Here is a 7,185-nt window from a genome sequence, read left to right as displayed (position 1 = left end):
AAGAGTGCGGGCGGCGAACGGACGCCGCCCCGGTTCGTCGTCGTATCGAATCCGGCGAACTGCCACCTCGATGTGGCGACTGTGGCGGCCTCTTCAAACCGGACGTGGTGTTGTTCGGTGAGCGGTTGGACGAGGACACGCTCTATCGCGCTCGCCGCTACGCACAACGGGCGGACGTGTTCCTCGCCATCGGGTCGTCGCTCACGGTCGAACCGGCGGCGTCGCTCCCGCGAACCGCCGACCGCGGCGGAGCGACGACGGCCGTCATCAACTTCGACGAAACCCCGTTCAGTCCCACCGCCGCGTTCGACGTTCGCGGGGACGTGACCGACGTTCTCCCTGACCTCATGGCGAGCGTCGTGGAGTGACGGATACGCTTCGCATCACCGACATCGTTCCGCACCGTTCGAACGCGTCTCCGCGCCCCGAACTCTCGGATTCGTGACGGAAGAACGGTTTTTGATGGTGCGGGTCGTACGCTCTACCATGGTTGATAATGACACACAAGCGACCGTGGAGGTCGAGGTCGGCGAGGACGTCGCGGAACCCGATTTCGACAGTCTCTCCGGCATCATCACGGACGGGTTCATCGGTGCCATCGGCGGCCTCGTCGGCACCGCCGTCATGACGGCCGTTTTGCTGGTCGGGACGACCCTCGGCGCGTTCGACCTCAACTCGTTTTCCGTCCTGGCGCGGCTCACAGGTGCCGACGTGCTCCTTCCCTCGAATCCAGCGGCCGTCGGGTACGTCATCTTCCTCGGCGGCGGGATGATCACGTGGCCGCTCCTGTTCGTCTCCATCGGGTCCTACCTGCCGGGCGAGACGTACGCGACGAGGGGGATTCCCTACGGATTCGTCCTCTGGACGGGGTTCGTTCTCGCGTTCTACGACGGCTACACCGGGGTCCTGCTCGCGTTGTACCTGCTGTTGACCCTGCTCGCGCACTTCGCGTACGGCTTCGCCCTCGGTTCCGTGTTCGATTATCTCTCCAAGCGCCCGACGACGCTCGTCTGATTTTTTGCGAACTACTCGTCGGGAGACTCCATCGACGTCGGGTACTCGTGTTCGGGTCGTCGTTCGTGTTCCTCGAACGTTTCGATGAGGTCGGAGACGTCCTCCCCCGTCTGTATTCGGTACTCCCGAAGTATCGAGAGCAGTCGGTTGATGTCGTCGTCCGTGAGCGACACGGTGTTCGACATACGCACGGCCACGGTTCGACGCCTGAAAAACGTCGTGGCGAACGGGACAAAATATCCACGACCGCGAACGGGTCGGGTCGGAGACGTGTCGCCGATAACTGAACTACTATTTCCCGTCGGCCCCTAGGTGTCGTATGGACATCCCTGACGAGAGTCACGCGGGGGCGAGTCAAGCGCTCTCCCGACTCTCCACCCCCCTGCTCGCGCTCGATTCCGACTGGCGGGTCACGTATCTCAACGACCCGGCGCGCGAACTGCTCGGCGTCGGAATCGACGAGCGCCTACGGGCGGCGCTTCCGACCGCGGTCGGGGAGACGATTCTCGACCACGCCGAGACGGCGATTCGCAACGACCGAACCGAATCGTTTTCCGTCGCCACGGACCCCCGATACGAGGCGACCGCCCATCCCGACGCGGACGGCGTAACCGTACTGTTCCGTGAGCCGACCCCGGCCGCGACCGAGGACGTCATCGCGGAACTCGACCTGAAGGAGCGAGCCATCAACGAGGCACCGGTCGGCGTCACCATCGCGGACGCGGAATCGGGCGACCAGCCGCTGTTGTACGTCAACGAAGCGTTCGAGGAACTGACCGGGTACGACTTCGACGAAGTGCAGGGACACAACTGCCGGTTCCTCCAAGGGGAACACTCGGATGCGGATGCCGTCGCCGCGATGCGCGACGCCATCGACGCCGAGGAACCCGTTTCGGTCGAACTGCTGAACTACCGCAAGGACGGCTCCGAGTTCTGGAACCGGGTGGACATCGCGCCGATTCGTGACGAGACGGGGACCGTCACCCACTTCGTGGGCTTCCAGACGGACATCTCGGAGCGAAAGCGCGCCGAGGAGGCCGCCCACCACCGCGCCACCGAACTCGAACACCTGCTCGAACGAATCGAGGGACTGCTCGGGGACGTCACCAGCGCGGTCGTGGAAGCGCCGACCCGCGAAGCCATCGAGACGGCCGTCTGTACGCAAGTCACGCAGGTCGAACCATACAACTTTGCGTGGATCGGCGACCGCGACGTTCGAACCGACGCCGTGGAGGTGCGGACCGTCGCCGGGGAGTGTGACCCCGACTCCGACCACCCCATCGTCACCGAGGCGCTGGAGACCGGCGATCTACAGGTCGATACCCTCGGAATCGAGGGCTGTGCCGCTGTCGCCGCCGTTCCGATTTCCTATCACGACACCGAATACGGCGTTCTGGCAGTGTGTGCGACGAAAGCCGACGCGTTCGACGAACGCGAGCAGGTCGTGCTTCGCTCGCTCGCTCGCGCCATCGGCAGCGCCATCAACGCCCGCGAAACGCGCCGCATCCTCATCGCCGACAGCGTGGTCGAAGCCGAGTTCTCGTTCCGCGGTTCCGACCTCTTTTTCGTCGATATCGCGGACCGCGCCGAAGCCGATATCAGCTACCTCCAATCGACCAATCGAGAGGACGGGTCGGTCGTCTCGTTCTTCTCGGTCCGCGGGGCCGCCCCGGACGACGTGCTCGATATCGTGGACGACCGGGACGACGTGCTCGACGCGCGACCGGTCGCTGAACAGGACGACGAAACCGTGTTCGAGTTCGTCCTTCCTTCGGGGACGCTCGTCTCCACGATGTCGGATTACGGCGGTAAGACGCAGACCATCACGGCGACGCCAGACGAGTCCCGCGTCCTCGCGGAGTTTCCACAGGATGCCGACGTTCGCGGACTCATCGAGCGACTGAAGGAGTCGTATTCCGGCACGGAGCTGCTCGCCTATCGACACCACGAACGCCCGGCGAAGACCAAACAGGACTTCATCGAGAGCCTGACCGACACCCTCACCGAGCGGCAGTTGACGTCGCTTCAGAAGGCCTACGTGAGCGGCTTTTTCGACTGGCCCCGACCGGTGACGGGCGAGGAACTCGCCGAGTCGATGAACATCTCCCGCTCGACGTTCCACGAACATCTCCGGGCCGCCGAGCGGAAACTGTGCGCCGAGTTCTTCGGCGACGGCTCGCAGTAGGGGGTGGCCGATTCCGTTTTTCTCATCCTACGGACTGGCGTATGCACCGCTTACTTCCGCGGCAGGCGTCTCATAACAATATAGGCTGTCGTGAACATCTCTGCCATGCCCGGCGTAATCGGTGGTACTGTCAGCAGTCGAGCACTCGGTGAGATGTTCGACGCAATGGACGACGAGGAGTGGTACGAGACCGCGGAACGCTCCGTCGGTGACTGTCGAATCGGACTCGTTCATCACGGCGACCGTGACCCGAACGGATGGACGACGTGGCAGGACGGCACGCGCGTCGGTATGCTCCACGGTGTGGTATCGAACCGCGCCGAACTGGGCTGTTCGACCGCCGATATCTTCGAACGGGTGCTCGCGGACCCCGACCGAACGCTTCCGAAACTCAGCGGTCCGTTTCTGCTCGTCGCCGCCGACCGTACGACTACCATCGTCGCGAGCGATAAACTCGGGACGCGGCCGTGTTACTACTCGTCCGTCGATGGGTTCCTGTTCGGCAGTCAACTCTCCTCGCTCGTCACACAGCTCCACGACCCGCGGGTCGACGAACGGGCGGTGAGCGACATGCTGTTCATGGGCTACGTGTTCGGCCGCAAGACGCTCGTGAGCGATGTTCGGTCGCTCCGCCCCGCGTCGTACCTCCGGTACGAGGACGGTAACGTCGAATCGCATCGATACTGGGAACCGGACTTCGGCATCGCTCCACAGGAGGGGTACGTGGACGAGGCCGTCCGGCGCTACCGCCGAGTGGTCGGCAATGTCGCCGATACTATCGACGGGCGAACGGGGGTGTGGCTCTCCGGCGGACTCGACAGCAGGACGCTCGCCGCTGCCTTGAAACGAGAAATCGGTTCCGTCCGAACGTTCACCTACGACAACTCCGCGACGCAGGAGGACCGCACGGGGGCCGCGCGCGTCGCCGAATCGCTCTCCCTTCCCAACCAGTTCTGTGAGTACTCCGCCGGGGAGTTCGTCGATACCATCGAGCGCGGTGTCGACATCATGGACGGGATGTTGCAGTGGTCGTTCTTCGTCAACCTTCCGCCCGTCCTAAACGACGTGTCGGGACAGGTGGACGTGCTGTTCGAAGGAAGCAGCCAAGGCGAGTTCTTCGGCGACGTGCTCTATCGGTCGTATCTGACCGGCAAGTCGTCGGTCGATGCGCTGGTCGCCCAGAAAGGACAACTCCCCCCCGCTGACGTTCGAACCCTCCTCTCGTCGGACATCTCCCCCACGCAATCGCTCGGTCGCGTGGTCGAGGAGAGCACGCAACCTCGGCGAGAACATCGCACGCTCGACGCGCTCTGGGAACTGTTCGCCGATTCCCACTTCAGGTCGAATCGACTCTACCGCAGTCAGGCCGGAACCCGCGTCCCTTTCGCCGACGGCGAGTTCATGAATCACGTCGCCCGGATGCCCTATCAGCGATACCGAATCGGGTCGATTCCCGGCACGCGCGGCCGAATTCCGTCGGCCGTCGCGCCGCTCAAACTCGAAGTGGCGCGGCGAGTCGGTGGACCGTCCGCCACGGTTCCGTACAACCGGACGAACCGACCGCCGACGTCGCCGTTGGCGCTCCACGCCGCCGGTTTCGTCGCCGATAACGTCAAGAAACGACTTACCGGCCCGGACACCTGTCTGATGGGTCGGTGGTACCGGACCAATGCGACGATGCGGTCGTTCGTCGATGGCCTGTTGGACGACGCCTGTAGCCGCGAGGTCTTCGATTCGAACGCGATTCGGAATCTCCAACACGAGCACCTCGACGGACACACGGACCATTTGAAGCCGATTTCGGCGATCACGACGCTCGAACTCTGGCTCCAAAAGCACCTCGACGCCGCCCGTCCCAGTGCGGGTCAGCGCGTTCAGGTGCGCGAAGCCAAATAGTATATAAAATATTTTGTATGCATTGAATCAGAATAGCAACGTTCAATAGTCGCCGATTGAACGATTCGAACGCATGGTACGCGATGAGACGGTACGTGGCGTTCGGTCGCCAGTCTTCGTGCACCTTTCGCCCCGTCTCTCGTTAGGTCGTCTCGATGCTATCTCTCGTTTGACTCGTCTCGCGAATTTCGATGGAGTGCGACGATCGCCGTTTTCTGAACTTAATTATCTAGAGTATTACACCCTATAATTTTTGATAATTTTTAAGAATTGGGCGCATACCTGGGTAATCTAATAAATACTGGCCGTTCTAACAGTAACGTATAAGCATTCAGGCTGTGATGCCGACACAGGTTGGTCACGAGTGGCTCAACAAACGGACGACAAATCGACAACCGAAACTCCAAAATCCAAACTTGCAGCTCTGCTCCTTCCCGTTCTGGGTGTCTGCTGGGTGGTGTTTATGGCGTTCCCCGGATTTCTCGGTGAGGAGACGACCATCGATTACGCCGCGATGGCGCTCGGTGCCGGATTGATGGTCGCCGGTGTGTTCCGATTCCTCTACTCTCCCTCGGAGACGGACGAATAGCGCCGAAAGAGGGAGGACGCTGTGGCGCGTATTGACGGCGATGACACTTGGCGTATTCCTGCTCGTCGAACTGGGTATCGCCATCGTGTTCCTCTCGGTCGGCATCGCTCTCATCTCCCGCTGCCGGGCGGACGACGAGTGGCAACCCCGCGGCCTCGTGGACATGGAACGCGACGCCGGAATCGACGAAGAGTGGCGTTAATCTCGCCACTGCGAGTGAAGCTCGCTGTGATGTGCCCGCTCGTCGGGGTCGGTGATGATGGAAATCATCTCCCTCCTGTCGAGGCCGTACTGACGGTCGTCGTTGCGCGTGACGAGTGACCGATTTCGTAGCTCCGTCAGAAGGCTTTGAATCTGTTCGACGGACGCCGTTACCGCGGCTGCGATTTCGTGGACGGTCATCGGTCCGTCCGTTGCGAGCGTCTCGACGATATCCCACGTGTGGTCCTCGTTGCACAACGATTCACGTCGTGCAGCGTCGATTCGTACCGCAACGGGGTCCGCGTTCGCTAACTCCACGAGCGAGGCGGTTTCGGAAACCGAATCGTTCGAGACGGCGCCCCCGAGTCGCCGTCCGCGCTCCCGAAGCGCCCGTTGGTAGGCCGCTATCGAGCCTTTGTCGTCCTGGCTCTCTCGTCCCTCCGAATCCGAACCGTTCGCTCCCCACGTCTTCCCCGCCGTCGCGGTTTCGTCGGTGGGTTCGGAGGATTCGGGTGATTCGACGGTAGACCCGTCGGGTTCGGCGGTGTCCGTTCCGTGGGCGTCGGTCGGCGTATCCGATTCGACCGACTCGAAGTCATCGTAATCGTCGTGGTCGTCTCGGCTCTCCGGTTCCCCGATGTCCTCGATATCGCGGTTCCACTCGCCGAACGAGCGGAGTTCCGTCTGCTCGTTCTCCAGTTCCTCGACGCGCTCTCTGAGCTCCCGGATTCGTTCGTTTTTCTCCCGGAGTCGTTCCTCGAACTCCTCGGGGCCGCCGAGGTCGCCGTGGGCGAGAGCGTTCGCCATCTTTCGCGCCGCGTTTGACACGTCTCGCGCCGTCTGCAGTTCGTTTTCCAACTCGGCGATTCGTTCCTGCTTGCGCTCCAGTCGGCTTTCGAGTTCGGCAATGCGGTCGTGTTCTTGTTCCTGTAGTTCCGTGATTCCCTCCAAATCCTCCATCAGCGCGTCGCTGACGGATTTGAGCTCCGGTCGCTCGAAGTCGTCTAATCCCGGCGTCGCGCCCGCGTCGAACGTCCGCTTGCGGTTGAACTGCACGCGCCGAATTCCGCTGTCGGTCCAGTCCGTCTGCACGAAGGCCTCCCCGGCGTTCAGGTTGGGAACCTCCTCGCCGTACTCGCTGCCGACGATTCGGCTGACGACTTTCGTGTCGTTTTCCCACGTCAGGCGGTGCCAGACCAGCCAGTTCGCCTGCGTGATGAAGTCCTTTTTCACGTCGGCCGGGCGCTGGCTGATGCCCATGATTCCGAGTCCGTGTTTCCGCCCGCGTTTGCCGACCTTG

At 62.4% G+C, this 7,185-nt stretch carries 8 protein-coding genes; 6 read left to right on the top strand and 2 right to left on the bottom strand.

From position 1 onward, the window contains the following. Both BG842_RS10490 and BG842_RS10485 read left to right on the top strand, forming a co-directional pair. Window positions 1–368 (top strand): Sir2 family NAD-dependent protein deacetylase (locus BG842_RS10490; RefSeq protein ID WP_303645367.1); only part of this gene is annotated, 368 nt, incomplete at its 5' end. A gap of 118 nt (window positions 369–486) precedes the next feature. Next, entirely contained in the window at window positions 487–1,014 is a 528-nt protein-coding gene (locus BG842_RS10485; RefSeq protein ID WP_254663057.1) for a DUF6789 family protein, read from the top strand. Between the two features lie 11 nt (window positions 1,015–1,025). Here BG842_RS10485 and BG842_RS29770 read toward each other — a convergent pair whose 3' ends face one another. Further along, on the bottom strand, window positions 1,026–1,199 hold the full coding sequence (locus BG842_RS29770; protein ID WP_175424124.1) for a hypothetical protein: 174 nt from the start codon (window positions 1,197–1,199) through the stop codon (window positions 1,026–1,028). Between the two features lie 134 nt (window positions 1,200–1,333). Here BG842_RS29770 and BG842_RS10480 point away from each other — a divergent pair, with 134 nt between their 5' ends. The 4 genes from BG842_RS10480 (at window position 1,334) to BG842_RS29765 (ending at window position 5,886) form a co-directional block, all read left to right on the top strand. Further along, window positions 1,334–3,199, top strand: coding sequence for a bacterio-opsin activator domain-containing protein (locus BG842_RS10480; RefSeq protein ID WP_069450686.1), 1,866 nt, complete (start codon window positions 1,334–1,336; stop codon window positions 3,197–3,199). A 105-nt stretch (window positions 3,200–3,304) separates the two neighbouring features. Continuing rightward, window positions 3,305–5,095, top strand: coding sequence for an asparagine synthase-related protein (locus BG842_RS10475; protein WP_069450685.1), 1,791 nt, complete (start codon window positions 3,305–3,307; stop codon window positions 5,093–5,095). Between the two features lie 364 nt (window positions 5,096–5,459). Further along, window positions 5,460–5,684: a hypothetical protein gene (locus tag BG842_RS28810; protein WP_139136091.1), complete on the top strand. Its 225-nt coding sequence runs from the start codon at window positions 5,460–5,462 to the stop codon at window positions 5,682–5,684. A gap of 40 nt (window positions 5,685–5,724) precedes the next feature. Beyond that, window positions 5,725–5,886, top strand: a complete 162-nt coding sequence (locus BG842_RS29765) for a hypothetical protein (RefSeq protein WP_007980666.1) — start codon at window positions 5,725–5,727, stop codon at window positions 5,884–5,886. On the opposite strand, the gene BG842_RS10470 is transcribed toward BG842_RS29765, so the two are convergent. Continuing rightward, window positions 5,883–7,185 (bottom strand): hypothetical protein (locus tag BG842_RS10470; RefSeq protein WP_069450684.1); only part of this gene is annotated, 1,303 nt, incomplete at its 5' end. The two genes, BG842_RS29765 and BG842_RS10470, sit on opposite strands and share 4 nt — an antisense overlap.

The sequence above is a fragment of the Haladaptatus sp. W1 genome, from assembly GCF_001723155.1.
Classification (GTDB): Archaea; Halobacteriota; Halobacteria; order Halobacteriales; family Haladaptataceae; genus Haladaptatus; species Haladaptatus paucihalophilus.
This window is presented reverse-complemented; position numbering and strand designations above follow the sequence as displayed.

Coding starts and splice junctions, on each gene's coding strand:
- BG842_RS10485 (WP_254663057.1), top strand. CDS start 487: ATGGTTGATAATGACACACAAGCGACCGTGGAGGTCGAGGTCGGCGAG.
- BG842_RS29770 (WP_175424124.1), bottom strand. CDS start 1,199: ATGTCGAACACCGTGTCGCTCACGGACGACGACATCAACCGACTGCTC.
- BG842_RS10480 (WP_069450686.1), top strand. CDS start 1,334: ATGGACATCCCTGACGAGAGTCACGCGGGGGCGAGTCAAGCGCTCTCC.
- BG842_RS10475 (WP_069450685.1), top strand. CDS start 3,305: ATGCCCGGCGTAATCGGTGGTACTGTCAGCAGTCGAGCACTCGGTGAG.
- BG842_RS29765 (WP_007980666.1), top strand. CDS start 5,725: ATGACACTTGGCGTATTCCTGCTCGTCGAACTGGGTATCGCCATCGTG.